The 20,064-nt window shown below is 58.0% G+C and carries 17 protein-coding genes and 2 pseudogenes; 8 read left to right on the forward strand and 11 right to left on the reverse strand.

The window, feature by feature from the left end:
* Nucleotides 1-169: 169 nt before the first annotated feature.
* From Q1A53_RS22440 to Q1A53_RS22485, 10 genes and pseudogenes are all read right to left on the reverse strand, one after another.
* Nucleotides 170-1,581, reverse strand: a pseudogene (locus tag Q1A53_RS22440) (IS1182 family transposase).
* Between the two features lie 122 nt (nucleotides 1,582-1,703).
* Nucleotides 1,704-2,333: a LysE family translocator gene (locus Q1A53_RS22445; RefSeq protein ID WP_299971309.1), complete on the reverse strand. Its 630-nt coding sequence runs from the start codon at nucleotides 2,331-2,333 to the stop codon at nucleotides 1,704-1,706.
* Nucleotides 2,334-2,658: 325 nt separating this feature from the next.
* A complete protein-coding gene (locus Q1A53_RS22450; RefSeq protein ID WP_299971312.1) occupies nucleotides 2,659-3,717 on the reverse strand; it encodes a M48 family metallopeptidase in 1,059 nt (352 codons plus the stop codon).
* A 3-nt stretch (nucleotides 3,718-3,720) separates the two neighbouring features.
* On the reverse strand, nucleotides 3,721-4,785 hold the full coding sequence (locus Q1A53_RS22455; RefSeq protein ID WP_299971315.1) for a YjgN family protein: 1,065 nt from the start codon (nucleotides 4,783-4,785) through the stop codon (nucleotides 3,721-3,723).
* A 499-nt stretch (nucleotides 4,786-5,284) separates the two neighbouring features.
* Nucleotides 5,285-6,436 carry an alpha-hydroxy acid oxidase gene (locus Q1A53_RS22460; RefSeq protein ID WP_299971318.1) on the reverse strand — a complete coding sequence of 384 codons (1,152 nt, stop codon included), beginning with the start codon at nucleotides 6,434-6,436 and terminating at the stop codon, nucleotides 5,285-5,287.
* Complete coding sequence (locus Q1A53_RS22465) at nucleotides 6,424-7,167, reverse strand: SDR family oxidoreductase (protein ID WP_299971321.1); 744 nt, start codon at nucleotides 7,165-7,167, stop codon at nucleotides 6,424-6,426. Before Q1A53_RS22465 ends, Q1A53_RS22460 begins: the two co-directional genes overlap by 13 nt.
* 8 nt (nucleotides 7,168-7,175) lie before the next feature.
* The gene (locus Q1A53_RS22470; protein WP_299971348.1) at nucleotides 7,176-7,940 is read right to left on the reverse strand and encodes an SDR family oxidoreductase; all 765 of its coding nucleotides are present in this window, start codon (nucleotides 7,938-7,940) and stop codon (nucleotides 7,176-7,178) included.
* A gap of 2 nt (nucleotides 7,941-7,942) precedes the next feature.
* On the reverse strand, nucleotides 7,943-9,241 hold the full coding sequence (locus Q1A53_RS22475; protein WP_299681899.1) for a Xaa-Pro peptidase family protein: 1,299 nt from the start codon (nucleotides 9,239-9,241) through the stop codon (nucleotides 7,943-7,945).
* A 65-nt stretch (nucleotides 9,242-9,306) separates the two neighbouring features.
* Complete coding sequence (locus Q1A53_RS22480; RefSeq protein ID WP_299971324.1) at nucleotides 9,307-10,116, reverse strand: SDR family oxidoreductase; 810 nt, start codon at nucleotides 10,114-10,116, stop codon at nucleotides 9,307-9,309.
* A gap of 18 nt (nucleotides 10,117-10,134) precedes the next feature.
* Nucleotides 10,135-11,874: an extracellular solute-binding protein gene (locus Q1A53_RS22485; RefSeq protein WP_299971327.1), complete on the reverse strand. Its 1,740-nt coding sequence runs from the start codon at nucleotides 11,872-11,874 to the stop codon at nucleotides 10,135-10,137.
* Between the two features lie 313 nt (nucleotides 11,875-12,187).
* On the opposite strand from Q1A53_RS22485, the gene Q1A53_RS22490 reads away from it, so the two are divergent.
* The 7 genes from Q1A53_RS22490 (at nucleotide 12,188) to Q1A53_RS22520 (ending at nucleotide 18,133) form a co-directional block, all read left to right on the forward strand.
* The gene (locus Q1A53_RS22490; protein WP_299971351.1) at nucleotides 12,188-13,147 is read left to right on the forward strand and encodes a sugar ABC transporter substrate-binding protein; all 960 of its coding nucleotides are present in this window, start codon (nucleotides 12,188-12,190) and stop codon (nucleotides 13,145-13,147) included.
* A gap of 81 nt (nucleotides 13,148-13,228) precedes the next feature.
* The gene (locus Q1A53_RS22495) at nucleotides 13,229-14,026 is read left to right on the forward strand and encodes an SDR family oxidoreductase (protein ID WP_299971354.1); all 798 of its coding nucleotides are present in this window, start codon (nucleotides 13,229-13,231) and stop codon (nucleotides 14,024-14,026) included.
* Between the two features lie 71 nt (nucleotides 14,027-14,097).
* On the forward strand, nucleotides 14,098-15,072 hold the full coding sequence (locus Q1A53_RS22500) for an ABC transporter permease (RefSeq protein ID WP_299971330.1): 975 nt from the start codon (nucleotides 14,098-14,100) through the stop codon (nucleotides 15,070-15,072).
* Nucleotides 15,073-15,082: 10 nt separating this feature from the next.
* Entirely contained in the window at nucleotides 15,083-16,084 is a 1,002-nt protein-coding gene (locus tag Q1A53_RS22505; RefSeq protein ID WP_299971333.1) for an ABC transporter permease, read from the forward strand.
* The gene (locus Q1A53_RS22510) at nucleotides 16,081-17,592 is read left to right on the forward strand and encodes a sugar ABC transporter ATP-binding protein (RefSeq protein ID WP_299971336.1); all 1,512 of its coding nucleotides are present in this window, start codon (nucleotides 16,081-16,083) and stop codon (nucleotides 17,590-17,592) included. The genes Q1A53_RS22505 and Q1A53_RS22510 overlap by 4 nt, the downstream gene beginning before the upstream one ends.
* Nucleotides 17,592-17,879: an NAD(P)-binding domain-containing protein gene (locus Q1A53_RS22515; protein WP_299971339.1), complete on the forward strand. Its 288-nt coding sequence runs from the start codon at nucleotides 17,592-17,594 to the stop codon at nucleotides 17,877-17,879. Before Q1A53_RS22510 ends, Q1A53_RS22515 begins: the two co-directional genes overlap by 1 nt.
* A complete protein-coding gene (locus Q1A53_RS22520; RefSeq protein WP_299971342.1) occupies nucleotides 17,876-18,133 on the forward strand; it encodes an NAD(P)-binding domain-containing protein in 258 nt (85 codons plus the stop codon). Before Q1A53_RS22515 ends, Q1A53_RS22520 begins: the two co-directional genes overlap by 4 nt.
* 49 nt (nucleotides 18,134-18,182) lie before the next feature.
* Here Q1A53_RS22520 and Q1A53_RS22525 read toward each other — a convergent pair.
* Nucleotides 18,183-18,614, reverse strand: a pseudogene (locus Q1A53_RS22525) (transposase); the annotation flags it as partial.
* 94 nt (nucleotides 18,615-18,708) lie between these two features.
* On the opposite strand from Q1A53_RS22525, the gene Q1A53_RS22530 reads away from it, so the two are divergent.
* The gene (locus Q1A53_RS22530) at nucleotides 18,709-19,731 is read left to right on the forward strand and encodes an IS110 family transposase (protein WP_299971345.1); all 1,023 of its coding nucleotides are present in this window, start codon (nucleotides 18,709-18,711) and stop codon (nucleotides 19,729-19,731) included.
* Nucleotides 19,732-20,064: the final 333 nt, after the last annotated feature.

Below are 20,064 nucleotides of genomic sequence, written 5' to 3' on the forward strand. Positions count from 1 at the left end.
TTTGGTCGCTTGTTTGCCATGGTATTCCTCCGTTTTCCTAAACATAGCGGAGGACCACTCCAGTGGGGGAGGATCAGGTAGGGCAACTCACAGGTCGCGGAGATAGTGTTGAAGAAGTCGACGTTTGAGCTGCCGATGGTCGAAGCCCAAAACAGCTGGGCTGTTCCCCTCAGCCTGTTGGTTCTGGTTGCGGAACCAGTTTTGCAAGTTTCCTGAGGTTTTGGGCCGTGGCTGCGAGCTGGAACTGTTCGTATGCGCCTTTGGGCCCTCGAAGTCGCATCATCGGCACGCCGATGTATCGCTTCAGATGGGCGAAGAGCATCTCGACTTTCCGCCTTTGCATGAATGAGGTCATGTAGGCATCTGTTTTGCGGATATCGCGGGCGACGTCTCGGGCTGCTTCGTGAACTGATCGCATCACGCGCCTACCAGGGTCGCTTGGGCAACATTGCGGCTTGAGTGGGCACGCATCACAGTCGTGTTTTGACGCGCGGTATCGGATGAACCCGTCTTTATCGCCATTGGGCTTTCGCGGCTTTGAGAAGTTCCGTCGGTATGTTCGCAGTTCCTTGTTGCCCGGACAGGTGTAGCTGTCGGTCGCGGGGTCATAGACAAAGTCCTCACGTGAGAATGTGCCGTCCGTCCGCTTGGATTTATCCCAGACCGGAATGTGCGGAGCGATACCGCGCTCTTCCACCAACCAGCCCAACATCTCCGCCGATCCGTAGCCAGTATCGCCGACCAGCTTGTCTGGCGTCATATCGAAGCGATCCGTGATCCGGTCAATCATGCGCCGCGCAGCGAAAGCCTCAGCGGTCCGGATCGGAACAGAAGGCTCGACGTCAACGATCACTGCATTGTCCAAATCAACCATATAGTTGGTGGAATAGGCGAAGAAGGCTGCTCCGCCATCGGCGCCTGTCCAGCGCGCAGCAGGGTCCACCGGTGAGATGTATTTCGGCACGACCTTGGTCGAGGCTCCGAAGGCTGCGTCGTCCAGCTTTTCGAGATATTCCTCGACCACGCGGGTGGTCAATTCGGGCGGCAGCCCTTCCTTGCTGTCGATCCCGCGTGTCTGGTTTGCATTTGCCGGGATCAGGCTGGCATCGACGCCAAAGCTTTCGCCGCCGACCAGGCCCTCATCGATGCATCGCTGTAGCACCATCTCGAACAGATGGCGGAACAATCCGCACTCACGGAAACGCCCGTGTATTTACCCGGCAGGCAACGCTTGCATCGCCGAGAGGGACGGTTCTTCGAAAAGGTAGAATATTCAGACACTGGATCCGTCAGATCGAGCTTGCAAAACTACCGGTACGCCAGATTGACATGAACCTCATCGTAGAGCCGTCGCTCAGAGCGAATGCCCTGACAGTATCCTAACAACAGCATCCGGATCATCAGCTCGGGGTCTATCGAGGGACGCCCATGCGAACTATAGGACGACGCCAGAAGAGGCCGGACCTCTGATAAATCAAGGAAGCGATCAATGCCATGCAGCGGGTGATCCCCGGGCACAAATTCCTCGATTGAGAACTCATAAAACAGCGCACCCTGCGCCACCTGCCTCGGTCCCATCATCGCCACACCTCCACTCTCAAAAAGAGTGAATCAACGGCAGGCCGGCCAATCAACGGACTTTTTCAACAATATCCGGACTTTGCCGCCATTCAGTCTCTGCCAACATATGTCGGCTTTTTTGCTTAACCGCGCCTATCGAAGGCCAGCTTTACGGCTAGACCGACGAACACGAATCCCGTCAGGTACTGGAGTACATTGGCGGCTGACTTGTTCTGGGCGAGAAAGCCACAGATTCTTCCCGCAAACGCGCCTATGAATGCGTTTATGACGGTCCCACCGATGTTCAAGACTGTTCCCAAAATGAGAAACTGGGCAAGGGCCGACCCGCGATCCGGGTCAACAAATTGCGGAACCAAGGCCAACATGAAAATCGCGACCTTTGGGTTCAGAAGGCAGACTAGAACACCATCCTTACAGGCTTGCCAGCTCTTCGAACTATCCATGTTCTCCGGCTTCAACGCACCGATGGGAGAGGTAAACGCGTTACACGCGAGATATAGAAGATAGCCAACACCGGCCCACCGGATCAGCTCGAATGCAATCGGATTGGCTGCAATCAACGCAGCAAGACCGAGACCACCGGCGAGGGCATGAATGAAAGATCCAGTCGCGATCCCAAATGACGCTGCGATCCCTGCTTCCGGTCCCGATTTTGCGCCTTGGCCCAGGCAGAACAGCATATCTGCTCCCGGTGTTAGGTTCAGCGCCAATGCGATCGGAACGAACAAGAGGAGTGTGTTGAGGTCGACCATGCTGCCCACGGTACTCAAAGCCAAGTAACTGCGAAACACCAAACAAGTTCAAAGCAGACTTTTGCCGCGTTGCAAGGCCATGGTTGGTTTGGGCTCTGAACTGACCCATGCTGACGCGGCAGCGACGGTGCGGCGAGCCGAACAGGACCGGTCATCCGCCAGCCTTGTCAGCCCCAAGAGTTTTCTCGATCAAAGCTGAGCACCTGCCCTTGGGCATCGTCGAACTGCCGTTCGTGCCAACGGCGGCGAAACCAGAAGGTGAGCCGATTTCGACAGATGCTGCGCCGAGTACGAATAGCGGCTCAGGATCGCTTCCACTCCAACGCTATAGCGCTTCAATGAGAGCTTCAATGGCCTCTACACGTTCTGAACTTGACGGGTGCAAGGACATCCATTGTGCTGGCTCTCGGCCGCCGTAAAGTTCCTGTACCTTGCTAAAGAATTGCGCGAGGCCGGCTGGGTCAAAACCGGCCTCCGCTGCCAGTCTGAGACCGAACTCGTCTGCGGACATCTCCTGGCTGCGACTGTATGACAAGGACAACAGCAGGTTCCCCTCAAGAACGATGTCTTCTAGTATCGGGCCGGGGTCTCCCGCAAGAAATGCGATCAGCATGTAGAGGCCGAGCGAGCGGTAGAAGCGCTTTAGTCCGTGTTCTTCAACGACATGTCCGATCTCGTGGCCCAGCACTCCGGCCACAACATCCTGCTCCGGGAACATTTCCACAAAGGCGTCCGTCAAAACGACCGTGCCGCCGGGTAGCGCAAATGCATTCGGCCCCATATCCGGAATATCCCGAAACAGCAGATCAAAACTGTGCTGTTTTTTCTCTGCGGCGGGTAGCGTGGCCAAGAGGTTGTCGTAGATCCGCTTGGCCTTTTCCTTTTCCTCGCTACTGAGTTTCGAAGGTTCCGCCATGGCAAAATCAAGGCTCTGGAGGGAGCCCTTGTCGATCTGCTCGATCAGAACTGGCGGCGTTAAGACAACGGCGACAGCGACGATCACATCGAGCCCGTATCGCCAGAGCATCCAGACGGCGGCAATGCAGAACACCACAAACGTGACAAGGCGGGGTCGGAAGGCCTCCAAGTCATGCAGTGCTGCACCACGCTGTCGCCCCAGCAACTGATCGAACCCACCGTGATCGTCTGTCTCGAAAACAGAGCCATCGGGCAATGTCAGCTTTCGCGGTGCGCGACCCAGAGGCGTGTCGATCTTAACCTCTGAGAGGAGCGCCGCGCCTATAATCGCTTGTTCCTCACTTTGGATCTCGACCTTCGTGCCAGCCGCAGCTTGGCTGAGCAAAAGCCGCGCAGGCTGCCGATGGGACGTCTGCGCCGCATAAGCATGGCCGCGCAGGCCCCGGAGACTTGGCGCGCCGCTCATCTGCTAGATCGGCAGGCCAACGTCGACGCTTTCAAGATCGGTATAGGCATCTCCGATTGCGGATCCCTTCGCTTGTTGATCGCTGATGAAATCGTCGAGCGAACCACCCGGTATAAAACCTGTATGCGATGCCAAATATCTCGCCATCCGTGTTTGCGCCCATGGCAACATCAAGAACAGCGTACACACCACGACAACCATATTCGACACAGCGATCCACAAAAGCGTGGGCGCCGTCACATTGGAGGCGAAGCGATGCCCCCCCTCCAAAGTCGTAGTGTTGTAAACTTCATTCCGGACAAGCGCTTGATAGATGAAGCCTGCTGGCAGAAACGCCACGAAGAACATCAAGTAAAAGAGCCCAATGAGGCCCAAGGCTGCGCCGGGGTCATTTTCTGCCGCCTCAATAGCGCCGAAAAATGCGGCAAAGCTGACGCCAGTCGTAAAAATACCGATGACAAGGACCGCTAAGATCCAGGCGATCGCAACGAACAACGCCCAATAAAATGCGCCAAGACGGGCATTGAGCGTGAAACGGGCCTGTCCCAGCTTGTGGTTATTGATCGAGAAACGCTTCACCGCGCGGTCTAAGACTGGAAATGTCGTGTAGAGTGTCAGGACCATGAGAACAGGATAGAGCAGAAAGACCAAGAAAGCGCGCCCGGTTGTGCCAGTGAACCCGAAGCGCACATTCGAAAAACTTGTCATCCGAGCGTTGAACTGGATCGACCGTACGATGAGCCATGGGTAGGCAAAAATAAGAGCGACAATCAGGATCAAACCCAGAGTGGGCAGCGCCGTCAAAATCATCTGAAATATGATCACAACTGCGACAACGATCAATCTGCCAATCAGGATTTGCTTGCCGGTCGCGTGATAGTCGAAGTTCCGTCCTTCAACGTAGGTATTGTTGTGAAAGTACTTTTTAGTCCGCACCTTGGCCCAGGCGGAGTATATGCCTATCGTCAGGATGCTCAAAAGCAGGTTGACGATCCAGATCCCGAACCACTCCTTCGCGTTCCCCTCGAATTCGAATGATGTAGCATCAGCCGGTAGACTACTTGGCATATTCAGTACTTTCTTTTGTGATCAGCCATCGCATGTCTGTGCGGCAGGATCGCTTACCAATTAAAACAGTGTCAGATACGTCCTCAACGCGAACAGAGTCCAGTCGCAAAGGTGAAGTTTCGTTGCTTGCTCAACCGCCAGTGGAGCCATGACCGAGTGTCTGCATTTTTGAACTCCCCGCCTTTGAGGCTCCGAGACTCAACGACGGCAAGGTCCGCGTCTGAGTTGTCAAATCACGTGGCAGCGAAAGGTCGGTGTCGGTTCGAGCGAACTTGACTGCCGCGAATGACCGGAAGAAGACATGCGCCGCGCTGCAACAAAAGACGCGTCGCAGGCGCGAGAGGATGCTGCGTCAGCAAAGCGCCAAAACCCAAGGTCGGTTTTGTCCCGCGATCCCGACCTCAAAAAAGACCCGGATCTCGCGGCTGCAGCGAATTGGCCAGTATGACGGGCCGCGGCGCAGCAACTAGATCCAATGGGCAACGGCAGCAAAGGGCCGTCATTGCACGCTACTGAGGTGCGATGATCCCACGTTGTCGACACTAGGCGCGCCGAGCTGACCCAATGCTCGGACCAGTTCCAGCTGCAAGATCTCAAAGGCGCGCGCGGCGCCGGCTTGCCCTCCCGCGCCGACACCAAAAGCGAATGCGCGGCCGGCGAAAGAAAAGTCAGCGCCAAGCGCTTTGGCGCGCAGTGCATCCGCGCCGCGACGGATGCCGCTGTCAACGATCACGGCAATGCGCCCTGCAACAGCGTCTGTGATGGCGGGGAGCGCTTTGATCGTCGGTGGGCCGAATGCGACCTGCCGTCCGCCGTGGTTGGACACGACAATGCCGTCACAGCCAATATCTGCACAGGCTTTGGCGTCTCTTGGGTGCAGGATGCCCTTGACCAGAAGTTTGCCCTTCCACCGCGCGCGCAGCCGTTTCAGGTCGGCCCACGTGAAGCCGGGTGTAATCAGGGTCTTCTGCAGGTTTGCATATGACGTGGCGGTTTGCAAAAGGTCAGCGTAGTTGGCCACGTTTGGCGTCCCATGCCGCAAACTCATGAGGGCCCAACGCGGACTGAGCATGCACTGCAGCACGACTTCTGGCGTGAAGCGGAACGGTACGGACAGCTGATTGCGGATATCCCGGTCTCGCTTGCCGGCCGCAGGAACATCGGCGGTGACCATGAGCGTGGTGTAGCCTGCTGCCTCGGCCCGCGCGATGAGGCCTTCGGTTACGTCCGGGTCGCTCGAGACGTAGAGCTGGAACCAGCCATTGTCTTCTGCCGCTTCTGCCAGGTCTTCAAGCGTGGTGGAGGCGGCAGAACTGGCGACGTAGGGGATGTTCTGCGCCTTGCAGAGCCTGGCCAGCGTCAGATCGGCATCTGGCCAGAAAGCGTTGAGCATGCCAATCGGTGCCATGCCGAAGGGGGTCGCGAAGGTCTGGCCAAGCAGGGTTGTCTGCGTGTCGATTTCAGACACATCCACCATGTAGCGCGGGGTCAGTTCCACCTCTTCGAAGGCTTCGCAGTTACGGCGCAGGTTGCGTTCGTTCTCCGCTCCGCCATCGACCAGATCGAAAGCGAAACGCGGGATCCGCTTTTTGGCCCGTAGGCGCAGATCGTCAATGGAAGCGGCGCGATCCAATCCCATCAGATAGACCATCCGCCATCGACGGCAAAGGCCTGACCGGTGGTGAAGGCGGACAGATCGCCAGCCAGATAGCAGGCCATTTCGGCGATTTCCTCGGGCTGGCCAAGCCGCCCCATGGGTTGCCGATCTTTGAAAGCGGCCAGCGCCTTGTCGAAATCGCCGGTTGCGGCGAGGCGATCGTTCAGCGACGGGCTTTGAACAGTTCCGGGGCAGATCGCGTTGCAGCGGATGCCGTCCTTCACAAAGTCGGCCGCGATGGCCTTGGTCATGCCGATGATCGCCGCTTTGGAGGCGCCATAGGCAAAGCGGCGAGGTGCGCCTTTTTCGCTGGAGACGATGGAAGTGATGTTGATGATCGACCCGCCGCCCGTCTCCAGCATGCCGGGCAGAACCGCCTTTGTCATGCGGAACATCGCCTTGGCGTTCAGATCAAAGGACCGGTCCCAGACTGACTCCTCGCAATCAAGGATCGTGCCGTCGTGAACCCAGCCTGCGCAATTGAGCAGGATGTGGATCGGTGAGACAGACGCAACCAGCGCCTCCACCGCCTCTGTGTCCAGCACATCGAGCGGGTAGGCGGAGATGTTGACGGAGGTTTCGGCCAAAGCTGCGACCGCCGCGCCGTCGATATCAGTGGCAATCACCTGCGCACCGCGTTCGGCCATCGCCTCCGCGCTGGCACGTCCAATGCCATTGGCCGCTGCAGTGACCAGAGCGGTCTTGCCTGTGAGTGTCTGTTCCATCATGTCTCCTACCGGGCGAGCCAGCCGCCATCGACGGTGACGACGCTCCCGTGGCAATAATTCGCGGCCTCAGAGGCCAGGAAAACGGCGGCGCCAGCAATTTCTTCAGGCTCGGCAAAGCGGCCCGCTGGGATGCGTTCTAGCAGCGCCTTCGAGCGGTCCGGATCGTCGCGCAGAGCCTGTGTGTTGTCAGTGGCGGTATAACCAGGTGCGATGGCGTTGATGTTGATCCCGAGCGGCGCCCATTCATTGCACAGGGCCTTGGTCAATCCGAGAACTGCATGTTTGCTCGCGGTATAGGCAGGTACGCGCAGCCCGCCTTGGCTGCCCAGCACCGAGGACACGATAACGATCTTGCCGGATCCTTGCGCAACCATACGCTTGCCCGCCGCCTGACTAAGCAGCCAGACCGAGTCGAGGTTGACCGAAAGCACGCGGCGCCAGTCCTCCAGCGCCATGTCGGTGCTGTCTTCGCGGTGGATGATCCCGGCGTTGTTCACCAGAATATCCAACCCGCCAAGCGCCTGCGCGGCGAAGGCCACCACGTCCGCCGCCGCAGATTGATCCATGCCGTTGAAATCAGCTTTGACCGCAGCGCCTTTTACGCCCAGGGCCTCAATCTTTGCCAATGTCTCGTTAGGCGCATGGCTGCGATAGGTCAGCGCCACATCGGCCCCGGCGGCGGCAAGGCCGAGGGCTATGCCCTCGCCGATGCCGGTTGCGCCGCCAGTGACAAGGGCCTTCTGGCCGGTCAGGTCAAACGGACTACCCATGCTCAGTACCGGTTCGCGATGGGCAATTCTTCGGCGGGGAAGAGCGAGATGACCTCGCAACCGGTCTCCGTCACCACGACTTCTTCCTCGATGCGCGCGGCCGAATAGCCATCCGCGGCCGGGCAGTAGGTTTCCAGTGCAAAGACCATGCCGGTCTGGATCTCCATCGGGTGATCGAGGGACACGGCTCGGCTGATGATCGGACGCTCGTGCAGCGCCAAGCCCAGCCCGTGACCGAACTGAAGGCCGAAGGCCGCGTCCTCGTTCGGAAAGCCCAATGACTCGGCGGTGGGCCAAACCTCGGCCACCTTGTCGGTTGTAACGCCCGGTTTGATCATCGCGATCGAGGCGTCGATCCATTCGCGCGCCTTTACGTATGCGTCGTTCTGCGCCGGCGTTGCCCGGCCCACGTTAAAGGTTCGATAGTAGCAGGTGCGGTAGCCTTGGTAGCTTTGCAGGATGTCGAAGAAGGCCTGATCGCCGGGGCGAATAAGCCGGTCGGTGAAGTTATGCGGGTGCGGGTTGCAGCGTTCGCCGGAAATGGCGTTGATCGCCTCGACGTCATCGCTGCCCATCTCGTAGAGCATCTTGTTCGACAGGGCCACAATATCGCTTTCGCGCACACCGGGTTTCAGTTCCTCGTAGATCATGTGGTAGACGCCATCGACCATGGCAGCCGCCTGCGTCAGCAACTGGATCTCATCCCAGTTCTTGATCTCGCGAGCGGCAAGCATGATCTGCTGGCCGTCGACCACATTGATCCCTTCTTCCTTAAGTGCGTGGAACATGGCGGTTTCCGCGTAGTCCACACCGACGGGCATGTCGGCCATGCCCGCATCCTTGATCAGTTGCGCGATCATCTTGGCGTATTTTCGCATCAGACCGAATTCCGGAGGAATGGTACCGCGCATGCCGACAACGCCGGCAAGACAATGATCCGGCTCCAGCCAGTCCGAATAGCGCTGGTGGTGTACAGCGGCAGAGCCGAAATCCCAGACATACGGGCTGTCGTCGCCGGTGAGCAGGCAGAAGCGGCACATCTTGTCCCGTTCCCATTCACCGATCTTGGTGGCCGAGACATACCGGATGTTGTTCACATCGAACAAGAGCAACGAACCGGCGTTTGAATTCTGCAACGACTGGCGCGTGCGGGCGAGGCGATAGCGGCGCAGGCGATCATGATCGATGCGGCGTTCAAAATCGACCGAGGTATGGCCCCAGGCGGGCAGGCGTTCGCGCCATTCCCAGTTGGGTTCGAGATCTTGGGGGGTCAGCATGTTCGGCATCAAGGCACGTGACATGAATAGGCTCCTTTCGGGTGCGGCAGAGCGCATCCGTTTCAATTGAAAATCAGAGGTTTGGTGTTTTACTTCGTAACCCAGCCGCCATCGATGGAGATCATTTGGCCGGTCATGTAGTCACTGTCGTCGGACGCAAGGAACGAGGCCGTGCCGATGATGTCCTTGGGGTAGGACACGCGCTTTATGACGAGATTGCTCTCGACGATGTCCTCGTAGGCCTGGCCTTCGCGTTCCTTGAAGCCGATCTCCACGAGGTCCTTGTCGAGTTGTTCCCATAGCGGCGTGACCACGACACCGGGGGCATAGCCGTTCACCGTGATGTTGTGCTCAGCCAATCCGAGAGCGCCGCATTCAGTCAGCGCCAGACAGCCGTATTTCGACGTGCAATAGACTGTCACATCCACCAGTGGCTTGCGCGACGCGATGGAGCCCACGTTGATCAGCTTGTAGGGATGATCTTCCATGGGACCTTGCTTGATCATCTGGCGGGCGGTCTCCTGCATGCCCAGCCACATTGCCTTAGTGTTGACGTTCATGATCATGTCCCAGTTGTCTTCATCGATATCCATGAAAAACCGGGGTTTGTTGAGGCCTGCGTTGAATAGACTCACATTGATCGATCCAAATGCATCCACCGTGGCAGCGACGGCGCTTGCATTGTCTTCGCGTTTGGTGACGTCCATTCTTGCCGCAATGGCCTTTCCGTTTCCGGCGGCGTTGATCTGGTCCGCCATCTTTTGCGCTTCGTCGAGATCAAGATCGCCAAGGCACACATTTGCGCCTTGCGCAGCGAAGGCTTCGGCATTGGCGGCACCCATGCCGCGTGCGGCTCCGGTGATCAGAATGTTTTTCCCTTTCAAGCGATTGGGCCCCATTATGTCTCCTCCCAGAAATTATGACGTCCCGTTTGATCGGATCAACGCATCGGCCCGGGACTGGGCCTTGCGTAAAGCGTCACGCGGGGGGGTGATCCCGCGCAGCATGTCGTGAAATTCTTCGCCGCAGATCTGGATGATCCCGCCGATTTCGGGCACCGGCGGGCGCGGCCAGAATTGAAGCTCATCGCGCCAAGACATCGCATCGACCGCCTCGAAGATTGACGAGGCGCGACGGACGTCAGGATCGGATGCCACTGAGTAGCGCGGATTGGTACGGCTGCCGTTCTGCACGTAGAGCTTCTGCGCCTCGGGCGAGGTGAAGACGGTCAATGCCTCGACTGCGGCTGGCACGCGGTCCGGCGGCAGGTTGGCTGGGATGCCCATGACATAGCCGCCTACCGGCGCCACAGGGCTGGCACCCGGTCCTGCCGGATGCGGCAGATACCCGGTCTGGCCGAACGCGGGCGAGCTTTCATCCAGTTCGAAATACGGGGCGAGGAGCGTATAGCCATAGGCCATCGCGATGTTGCCGGCCGCATAAGGACGTATGCGCTCGTACCAGGACATCGACAGGATATCCGGAGGCGAATAACTCAGAAGCTCCATCAAGAATTCGGCGGCTTCCAGCCCCGCCTCGGTATCGATTGTGGCGCGGTAGGTTTTTTCGGCTAGACGGCTCGTGTCAAAACCACCGGCTATTTCCGGCAGATCCAGAATGGGCTGACCGAAATCCGCGATTGTCATCAGGACGGTATGGCCAAGTGCCGTCCCCCGCGCCGCGTTCCACCCTATGCCGTAGCGACCTCGCTGTGGCTGGTGAAGCAAGCGCGCGGCTTCGAGCAGAGCATCGGTGGTCGCGGGTGGTTCGAGCCCTGCGTCGGAAAAAAGATCCCGACGATAGAACAAGAGCTCGGGGGTTGTCTGGGCCGGCACACCATATGCCTGTCCACCCCATTGCGCCGCCATCCAGCCTGCCGTGTGAAAGTCTGCGGGATCGACCCGAGCCAGGTCCATCATCTCGTCAAGCGGCATCAGAACCTGTTTTTCGGCGAATTCCCCAATCCAGGGCAGATCGACTGCGATAATGTCGTAGCGGCTGGAGTCTCGCTGTGCGTTGCGAAGCGCCTCTTCTCGCAAACGGTCGATGGAAAAGGCGCGCTGGCTGATATCCGTGCCAATAACCTGTTCGAACTGCCGCTTCAGGGTGTCCATCACCATGAATGTCGGGTCGCCGTGGACCAGAACGCGGATGCCACCCGGTAATTTCAACGGTGTCGTGAGAACGCGAAGGGGTGGAATGGACTGAGCATCCGCGTAGGTCCCACCAAAGTAATAGTCCCGCGTGCCTTGGTCGCCCTTTTCACCGCTAAAGCGCGCCTCGGCGAGCCGACGTATACGCCCGGACAACTGCATCCATTGTGCCAGCAGCTTTTCGCTGGGATGCATGGAAAAGCTCTTGCCTGTTTTCGTTCGCGGACGTTGCTCGATCAGCCCATCCTCGACCATCTCTTTCAGACGACGATTGGCGGTTGCATAGGGCACTCTGCTCGCGCTGATCAAAGAGGTCGGTGTAATGGTCTTGGCTTCAAAGTGACCCTGCAAGAGGTGCACGGCCATGCGCAGGTGCGCGTGGGGCGCAATAATATCGAGTGCGCCCTCTAGTTCGTCACTGAACTCTTCCAGAAAGGACAATATCTCAAGCGTCTCAGCTTGCGCCTGTGGCACAACCGGTCTGGCCTTTGCATGTCTTTCCATGGCATTCATCTTGGCCTTGAGCCTTTTTTCTACGATCGGCTGTTCTGCTGTGGCAGCTTTATCCGACTTGGATGACTTTTGACTGTGCATGAACCACGCCCCTGAAATTGTTCAATATGGCCTTCAAAGCGTATGCCAGTATTATCCAAAATGGATATTTTTTTATCCAGACTGGACATTATTGATGCGTTGCCCCAGCGGCAAGCTTTGCAAACTAGGGCGCAGTCGCTCGGACATTCGAGTGGTGGTGGGCGCCCGACAGGGGCGTCCAGACAAAAAAAGAGCTATCATCATCATCGGGGAGGAGACCCACATGAAGATCCGCAATATTCTTGCAGCATCTACCGCCGCCGTGGCGCTGGCTGGCACCGCGTATGCAGACGGTCACGGAACGATGAAAATCGGGATCACGCAAAATAATGTCGGGGTCGACAGCTACCAGACTACCTACGAAAAGGCCTTTATCGCCGCCGCCGAGACAAACGATGCGATCGAAGCGGTTGTTCTGGATGCTGGCGGTGATGTTGCTCGGCAGATCGCGCAGATGGAAGACCTGATCCAACAGGAAGTTGACGCCATCATCATCTGGCCAACCAACGGCGAAGCGGTGATCCCAGCTGTTCGCAAAGCGCACCAGGCGGGTATTCCGGTCATCGTAACCAATTCGAACATCGCGGAGCCCGGCTTTGATTTCGTCAAGTCGTTCTCCGGCCCAGACAATATCACCCAAGGCGCGCGCTCGGCCGAAATCATGTGCGACAAATTCAAGGAAATGGGTATCGAGGATGAGGCGCAGGTGGTGCACATCACTGGACAGCCGGGCTACACCACGGCTATCGAACGCGCCAAGGGTTTCGAAGATCGCCTGCCCGAGGTTTGCCCGAACGTCACCGTAGTCGACACCCAGCCGGGTGACTGGAACCGCGAAAAGTCGCAGCAAGTCATGGAAGCTTTTCTCGTGAAATATGACGACATAGACGGCGTCTATGCGGGCGATGATAATATGGGGGTAGGCGCGTTGAACGCGGCCAAAGCTGCGGGCCGTGACGGCATCATCTTCGTCGGTGCCACCAACTTTTCGGTGGGGTACGAGGCGATGGCGGCAGGCGAATACTGGGGGTCCATCTACCAGTCTCCGGTCGACGACGCCGAAGCTGCCCTCAAGACCGCTATCGATGTGTTGAGCGGTGAAGAAGTACCTTTCCTCAACTACTTTGATACGCCGAAGATCACGCAGGACAACATGGGCGAGTTCACCAAGCCGGTGTTCTGAGACACCTCACTTATACGGGGCATGGCAAGGTCTCTGCCCCGTATTGTTGTTTTCAAGTCAGGTTTCAGGGGGGAGCGCGGCATGGGACGTGTTTCTGACCGTGTGTGTATCGTGACAGGCGCCGCACAGGGCATCGGTCGTGCGATCGGAGAGGCTCTGCTCGACGAAGGGGCCAAGGTCTGTTTCGCTGACATTAACGCAGACAAAGTGGCCGAGGTCGCCGACGCCAATCGTAGCCGGTTAAACGATCGCGCCGATGCCGTGACGTCGATGGAGGTCGATGTTACCAATCGTGACGCAGTTCGTGCCATGGTGGTCAATACGGTTGAAACGTTCGGTAGGTTGGATGTGAAGTTCAATAACGCGGGCGTGAACAAGCCTATGAACTTTCTCGATGTGACCGAAGAGAACTGGAATTTCATCATGGGGATCAATGGGCTGGGCTGCATGATCGGAATGCAGGAAGCCGCACGCCAAATGATTGCGCAAGGAACGGGCGGCAAGATCATCAATACCGCGTCAATCGCCAGCCGGCAGGGCTTTGACAATGTTGCTCCCTATTGTGCGTCGAAATTTGCGGTCGTATCGCTGACCCAATCGGGTGCGCGTGATCTGGCCAAGCACGATATCACCGTCACAGGTTTTGCCCCCGGCGTTGTCGCCACAGAGATGTGGGAACAGGTCGACCAGGACCTTCTCGACATCGGCGCGGCCGAACGGCCCGGACAGGCGATGGAAGAGTTTTCAGCCGAGATCCTAAGGGGCCGTGTGGCGCTACCTGAGGATATCACCGGTACCACGACCTATCTGGCCTCAAGGGATAGCGACTACATGACAGGCCAGATTGTGATGATCGACGGAGGAATGACTTTGGTCTGACAGCGTGCCGTCGTCAACCGGGGCCAAAACCGGAGACATCATTGCGCGCCAGCGACCTGAGGGAGGGGATCATGGCAACATTGACCAAAAAACAGATCGGCGGCGTTCTGGCAAGGCAGGGCATCCTGATTGCCTTTGCCGTTTTCATACTTGTCTTCACCATCGCCAATCCGAAATTCCTATCAGTCGACAACCTGTTCAGCGTCGTTCGGTCGTCCGCCATACTGGGGGTCATGGCGCTTGGGGTCACCTTCGTGGTGATCAGCGGCAATCTCGATCTGTCCGTGGGATCGATGATGTCATTCTCGACCATCGTGGTGCTGGATTTGCACGATCAGATCGGCCCCTTCCTCGCCATTCCGGCCATGTTCGCAATGACCATGTGTCTTGGAGCGTTCATCGGCTTTCTGGTCGGCTATCTGAGGCTGAACTCCTTGATTGTCACCCTTGGTATGCTGTCAGCAATCCACGGTCTGACATTGACCTATTCCGGTGGCCAGAACATGGACATCGCGGACAAGGAAGGCACGTGGTTCAGCGTCTTTGGTCAGGGGGCCGCACTCGGAATCCCGGTCCCGATCCTGATCTTTGCGGGGCTTGCGGCGTTGTTGGGCATCGTGCTTGCGAAAACCGCCTTCGGTCGCAAGGTCTACGCTGTGGGCGGTAACGGCACCGCTGCAACCTTTTCGGGCATCAAGCGGGCGCGGACCGTTTTCACCTGCTATGTTATTTCTGCCGCCTGCGTGGCGACGGCCGGGCTCATTCAGGCGAGCCGGTCACTCGGCTCGCAAAACACCGTCGGGCAGGGGCTGGAGCTCGAAGTTCTGGCAGCGGTCATTCTGGGGGGCGCGTCGCTTCTCGGTGGGTCGGGCACGATCTTCAAGACCGTCATTGGCGTGCTGATCCTTGGTTTTATCCAGAACGGTTTGCTGCTCATGGGGCTGCAGTTCTACGTCCAGTTCGTCGTGACCTGGGTCATCATCATCCTTGCTGTCTGGCTCGATATCGCGGCCAAGCGCGGCAAGCTCTGGTCGCCGATCGCGTGAGGGAAAAGGCATGAAAAAGGGTAGACTCTCAAAGGCGTTGGCCGGTGGCGCGATCTGGGGCTTTATCGTTCTTGAGCTGATTTTCTTCAGTGTTGCGGGCGAATATCTCTCGCTCTCTGACAAGGCATTCATGGATTTCGACAACATGCTGTTGTTGCTCAAGCAGTCGGCGCCGATCGGCATTATCGCCATGGGCATGACGATTGTGATGGTGAACGGCAACATCGACCTGAGCGTCGGTGCCACCTATGCCATCGCCGCCATCGTTCTGCTGGACAGCATGACCTGGCCGATCTTTGCGGGCCTTGGCGATTGGGTGATCCCTCTGGCCTGCCTGCTGGCGCTTGCAGTAGGAACGCTGCTGGGAGCGCTGAACGGGCTGATTGTCTGGAAGACCGGCGTGGATGCGTTCATTGTGACGCTGGGCTCGATGTTGGGCTTTCGGGGCATCGTCTTCATGTTCAACGGCGAGAACCCCACGAGCCATCTCAACTGGACCCTCGTCGATTTCGCCGAAGCCGAATTTCTGGGGCTTGCGACAGCGTCGTGGTTCCTGCTGGCCGTCACCCTCGTGATCTGGTTCGTGATGACCAAGACCGTTCACGGCCGCAACGCATATGCCATAGGCGACAACCGCGAGGCGGCTGTGAACGCCGGCATCCGCGTCGGCCCGCACATGATGATCAACTTTGCCATCATTGGGTTTCTGGCGGCACTTTCCGCCGTGGTTTTCTACTCCGAATCCGGATCGGTGAACCCCAATGACGGACAGCTCTACGAGCTTTGGGTCATTACAGCTGTCGTGCTGGGCGGCACAAAGATCACAGGCGGCGCGGGCTCGGTCATCGGCACCTTCGGCGGTGTCATTGCGATTCAGCTTTTGCGCAAGGGGCTCGGCCATATCGGGGCCGATACCTCGACGGTGAACCTTGTGATCGGCCTGATCCTGATCGCCGTGCTGTTCTTGGACCGGCAGTTGAATGTCAGAGGCAAAGAGGAGTTGAAGGTATGACCGACGCGAAGCCAGTTCTGCATCTCGACGACATCGTCAAGACCTTTCCCGGCGTACGTGCGCTCGCTGGGGTCTCCTTTTCGGTCATGCCGGGCGAGGTTCATGCCCTGATGGGTGAAAATGGCGCCGGAAAATCGACGCTTATGAAGGTGCTTGGCGGTATTTACCAACCGGATGGCGGCGCGATCTACATGGGCACTGACAAGGTCGTCATGGCCGGCCCGCTGGAGGCCAAGGCCAAGGGCATTGTGTTCATCCACCAGGAACTCAGCCTTGCGGAAGAGCTGAGCGTCGCGGAAAACATCTATTTGGGGGAACTGCCCCGCAAGCGTTTTGGCCGCGTCGATTGGGCGACGCTGACCGAGCGGACAGATGCGATTCTGAAAAAGCTGAATGTCGGATTCGACGCCAAAACTCGCGTGGGCGAGCTGTCCATCGCGAACCAGCAGATGGTCGAGATCGCCCGTGCCCTGACCGTTGATGCTAAGGCGGTGATCTTTGATGAGCCGACCGCCTCTTTGACGGACGCGGAAAAAACCGTGTTGTTCGACGTGATTTCAGACCTCAAATCCGAAGGCGTCGGGATCATCTATATCTCGCACCGGATGGAGGAGATCTTCAAGATCACCGACCGTGTCTCGATCCTGCGGGACGGGCAATATCAAGGCACCGTGGCCACCGCGGACACTGACGAGGAAGCGGTCACGCAGATGATGATCGGGCGCACGCTCGACCTCAGCCGGAATGCGTCACACCACGAACTGGGGGACGTCGCACTCGAAGTGCGCGGGCTGAGCTGCGGCAAGCTCTACACGGATGTCAGTTTCGAGGTGCGCCGGGGCGAGGTTGTCGGTTTCTATGGCCTCGTCGGTGCCGGCCGGACCGAGATTGCGGAAACGCTGTTCGGTCTGCGTGATCCCTCGGGTGGGCAGATCCTGCTCGATGGTCAGGAGGTGCGCATTCATTCCCCAGCTGATGCGATCGCGCGTGGCATCAGCCTGGTACCCGAAGACCGCAAGGGGCAGGGGCTCGTGTTGGGTATGAACTGCCGGGACAACATGACCCTCCCGCAGGTGGATGATCTCAAGGCCGGACCTTTTGTCGCCGAAGGTGCCGAAGTGGCAATTTTCGATCAGTACCGCGACAGGCTGGATATCCGGACACCGGGCTGGAAACAGCAGGTGGGCAATCTTTCCGGTGGCAACCAGCAGAAGATTGTCATCGGCAAGTGGCTCTCCATGCATCCTAACGTGCTGATCGTCGACGAACCCACGCGGGGTATCGACGTGGGCAGCAAATCCGAGATCCACAAACTGTTGCGCGAATTGGCGGCGCAGGGCTACGCGGTGATGGTCATCAGTTCGGAGATGCCCGAGGTGCTGCACATCTCGGACAGGATCGTGGCCATGTATTCCGGGCAGATCACGCGGACATTCACATCCGACGAAGTGACCGAAGACAATCTGATTCAGGCAATTTCCGGTATCAAATCCGGTCAGGCCGCGTGATGCGCATCGGATTTGCCAGACTGGGGCGGATGGGCGCGCCCATGGCGCGCAACATCGCACGCTCGGGCGTCGATCTGACCGTCTGGAACCGCACCGTCAGCAAGGCGCAGGCCTTTGCGGACGAGATCGGATGCGCCGTCGCAGATACGCCATGTGATCTTGCCAAAAATTCCGATGTGGTGATCAGCATATTGGCAGACGACGCCTCGTCGGAGGCGTTTCACCTGGGCGGCCAAGGGGTGTTTGCTTCGCAGATGCCGTCCGACGTGGTTGTCAGGGCACAATGAGCCCGGGTCACATTGCGGCGCTTGTCTCAGCAGCACCAAGCGGCACCACGGTGATCGACGCCCCGGTCTCGGGCGCGACACAGGCGGCAAGGGATGCGCAGTTCCTGATCATGGCCGGGTGCACAGCACAAACCGGGAGCACGGTCGCGTCCTTGTTCGATGCGATGGGGAAACAAACTGTCTTCCTCGGCCGTCCCGCTGCGGGCGCGATCATGAAGCTGGCAGTGAATGCCCTGATCCACGGGCTGAACTAGACCGTCCTGAAATCATTGAAGGCGCTGTCTCAGATTTAAGGGTTCTTCCTCAAAGTGTGTGATTGGACGGTAGCATTCTCGCTCGCATAAGTTCTGGTCCAGCGCGGCCGTACATGGCTCGTTTCAGCGTTTTGAGGCGGTTGATCTGCCCCTCCGCTTGTCCGTTGTTCCAAGGTAGAGCGATTGCATTCTTGACAGCGTCCAGATCCCTGTGAAGAACCCTTGCAAAGCGCTGCATTTCGGCAAGATCGGTGTCAATTGCATCATCGATCCATTGCTCCAGCTGATCCGGATGCTTGCCGCGCAAAAGCCCTCGAAAGCGCATAGCAAGCTCTCGCATTGTAACAAACGCCGCACAGCCTTGCTTGAGCACCGCGATCTTGTCGGCCTGCCGTTCGGACAGCTGGCTCCGCGGCTTCATGCACAATGCAGCCTCGATATTCGCCGAGATCTTATGGCCCGTATCCGGATCGCGCACGGGTTTGGCCATTGATGGTGTGGATACCTCACCCCGCAACGGCATCGCGATGTGCCAATATTGTGATGTTCAAAGCACCAGAATGGAGGAGGTATCCATGAAAGAGGTTACAGTCGTCGGTATTGATTTGGCAAAATCAGTTTTTCAGCTTCATGGCGCTACAGCGTCTGGCGTACCCGTACTCCGCAAAAAGCTGTCACGCGCGCAGGTTTTGAAGTTCTTAGAGGCCGTGCCCCCATGTCTTGTTGCGATGGAAGCTTGCGCCTCGTCGCATTACTGGGCGCGCGAGATAGGCAAACTGGGGCATGATGTCCGACTGATCCCACCGATCTATGTGAAGCCCTTTGTCAAACGGCAGAAGAATGATGCCAACGATGCGGAGGCCATCACCGAAGCTGCGATGCGTCCGACCATGCGGTTCGTCCCTGTCAAATCGGCAGAGCAACAATCGCGATCGATGGTCTTCAAAACACGCGATCTTTTGGTGCGCCAACGCAATGCAATCATAAACGCGTTGCGCGGGCATCTGATGGAATACGGGATCATCGCCCCTGCAGGTCGCCTATTTGTGAAGAAACTCGTGGCGCAAATCGAGACTCCAGATAACGGCCTGCCACCACTGGCACTCGAATGTTGCCGCACGCATCTCGAACAGCGCGACATACGGAACGACAAGATTGCCGACATCCAGGCGGACCTGAAAGAAGCGGCGAAGACAGACCCCGAAACAATCCGACGTCAGACAGCGCCTGGTGTGGGCCCTGTTACAGCGATGGCGCTTAAAGCCTTTGCTCCGGACTATGCGGGCTTTAGGCGTGGCCGCGACTTTGCTGCCTGGTTGGGGGTGGTGGCTGTCCAACACTCGACTGGTGGTAGGCAAATGCTTGGCCGTACATCCAAGATGGGCCAGCGCGACATTCGCAGGCTGCTGATCATCGGTGCTATGACACGGATCAGATGGGCATTGAAAAACGGTGCACCGAAAGGATCGTGGTTAGCACAAATGTTGGAACGCAAACCGCGCATGCTTGTGGCCGTGGCCCTAGCCAATAAAACTGCACGAGCCATTTGGGCCATGATGACACGCAGCGAAGATGACCAAGATCCCTGCGCCGCCTAATCGACGGCAAAGGGGTATGATGTGAGAAGGACCTTGAGACAGTAAGGACAAATGATCGACAAGATCGAGGTTGGGGAAACCAGGCCTTCCCAGAGTGCTTCGCGCACGGGCGCATTGATATGGACCCAGCCTTCGCATCGCCATACCGGCCCGCGGAATGTCAAAAGCCGCAAACAGAGGCCTGACACATGACCGTACCCGATCACATGTTCAAACCGACCAAGAAAACTCTTGCATAAACCGAGGTATCCACACATGGGATATCGATCTTTACGTTGCTGTCTTCGCCCGTTTCGGAGCGGCGCCATTCCTTCAGCAGTCTTTCCATGTTCG

The organism is uncultured Roseobacter sp., from assembly GCF_947496515.1.
Classification (GTDB): Bacteria; Pseudomonadota; Alphaproteobacteria; order Rhodobacterales; family Rhodobacteraceae; genus Roseobacter.